This window comes from Olsenella sp. CU969 (genome assembly GCF_905219715.1).
Classification (GTDB): Bacteria; Actinomycetota; Coriobacteriia; order Coriobacteriales; family Atopobiaceae; genus Granulimonas; species Granulimonas faecalis.
The window spans coordinates 1-1981 of record NZ_CAJMXC010000138.1; the positions used below are offsets into that span (position 1 = coordinate 1).

The 1981-nt window shown below is 70.0% G+C and carries 1 protein-coding gene; it reads right to left on the reverse strand.

The genetic code is table 11. The features are described from left to right. A partial coding sequence (locus JX283_RS08210) for a DUF2207 domain-containing protein (RefSeq protein ID WP_204830138.1) occupies window positions 1–1879 on the reverse strand: 1879 nt, incomplete at its 3' end. Window positions 1880–1981: the final 102 nt, after the last annotated feature.

The following is a 1981-nucleotide window of genomic DNA, read 5'->3' on the forward strand; positions in this document are numbered from 1 at the left end:
CGCCAGAGCTCGTCGACGACGCGGCCACGGCCGCCGTGGACGCCTGATAGCTCGAGGCGGCCGCAGCGCCGAAGACCGACGCCGGAGACCCCATTGACCCGTGGGCGCTCCACCAGATGTAGGTGGGCATGAAGCCGGGGTCGTCCAGGATCTCGGGCACGGCCACGCGCAGCTGCTCGATCACCTCGTCGGCCACACCCAGGACCACGGCCATGACCAGCAGGCGGTTCCACAGCACGACGTCGGTGGGCACGGCCTCCTCAAGGCGCGTGAAGTCCTTGAGCCAGCGGCGCAGCGCCTCGAGCTTGGCGCGCAGCTCCACGGCCTCGGCCGAGTAGGCCTTGAGCCGGCCCACGACCACGAGCGACGCCACGATGCCGGCAACGGGCAGGAGCAGCGTGAGGAAGGCGGGCAACGGGGCCTCGAACGCCAGGAGGGCGACGANCCCGAGGACGAGGGCGATGCCGCTCAGGACGATGCAGAGGACACAGAAGACGGCGCCCGTNGACTCCCCGGTGAGGAAGCCACGTGCGGTGCAGGCGCCCTCCACGGCGGACGACCAGCCCTCGTAGGCCTCCACGAACTCCTCGGGATGCTTCTGGGCCACCTTCTTGAGGCGCGAGANGTCCAGGGCCACACGNCCGTNGGCGGGCGGCTCGTAGCCCTTCACGAGGGGCGCCACGTCGTCGAAGATGCAGGTCATGAACGCACGGTCCACGGGGTCGGAGAGATCGTCGGCGCGACGCGGGTTCTNCACCAGCTGGTAGTCCTCCCGGGGCCGCCCGAGGATCCCCTTCTTGGATACCTCAACGATGTTGAGGTCGACGGCCCCGGCGTCAGAAGCGTGCATGAGGGTGGCGGTGAAGCCCTCGGACGTGGCGTCGCCGTCGTTGAGCAGGGCGCCGAGCACGGCGGGGTGGTCGTCGGAGGGGACGTCGCGGAAGTACTCGTCCTGGAAGACCGGACGGTGGCGCTTCCGATAGCGTGAGAGGACCCACAGCGGCACGGCCACCGAGGCGGCGCCCGCNGTCACCACCGCCACCCCGGTGCCGCCGTAGACGGCACGGGCCATCTCGCGGCGCCGGTTGGCCTCGTCGGCCCAGCGCTGCTCCTCNGAGAGGANCGAGTCCATGCGCGGCGTCGAGGAGGGCGTCACCGAGGAGAGCCAGGAGACCGGGAAGGTGATGCGGGCCTCCGCGAAGTCGTCGCCGCCCACCGCGGGCACCGAGAAGACGACGTCGTCGCCGCCGAACGACACCGAGCCATCGAGGGTGCCGTGGCCCCAGGCCCGCACGTTGCCCTCGGGCTCCACGGNCTGGCCGGCGGGCACCGGCAGGTGGACGGTGCACGTGACGTCCTGGGAGGTCTCGTCCCAGCCGTCGGACACGAACTTCCAGTAGAGCTCGCCGGTGTCAGCCCAGGCGGACGCAAGGCCCGGCAGCCGGTAGACGATGCGGTAGGTGACGTCCTCGTCGTCGGCCGGGTTGTAAAGCTTGACCTCGGTGTAGGTACCCTCGGGGTCCAGCTCGTAGGTGCCGGTGGCCCCGGAATAGCCCTCGGAGAACGACTGCAGCTGGCCGGACGGCGAGACCACGCCCACCGACTCCACCTGCGGGTCGACGGAGCGACCCTCGTAGTCACCGGCGGGAAGGCGCCAGTACACGCCGTTGAAGCTGCCGTCGAACGAGAAGGTGCGGTCCTCGGTAACGACGAGGGTGCCGTCGGGCTGCAGCGTGGCGTCGATGTCCACGTGCGGGATCTCGTACGACTTGGCGAGGGCGGATACGGGCGCGGCCAGCCATGCGGCGAGCGTCACCGCGACGACGGCCAACAGGAGCGGGAGGGCGCCGAGCCGACGGCGCCGGACATGCTNGACCATGGGGCCACCTCCAAAGGAGCGGACGGTCCCCACAGTCTAATGAAGTGCTTATGTCCCCACAAGGGTTTTCAGGTTTACCGATCTGGGCAAGGGGGGCAGGAG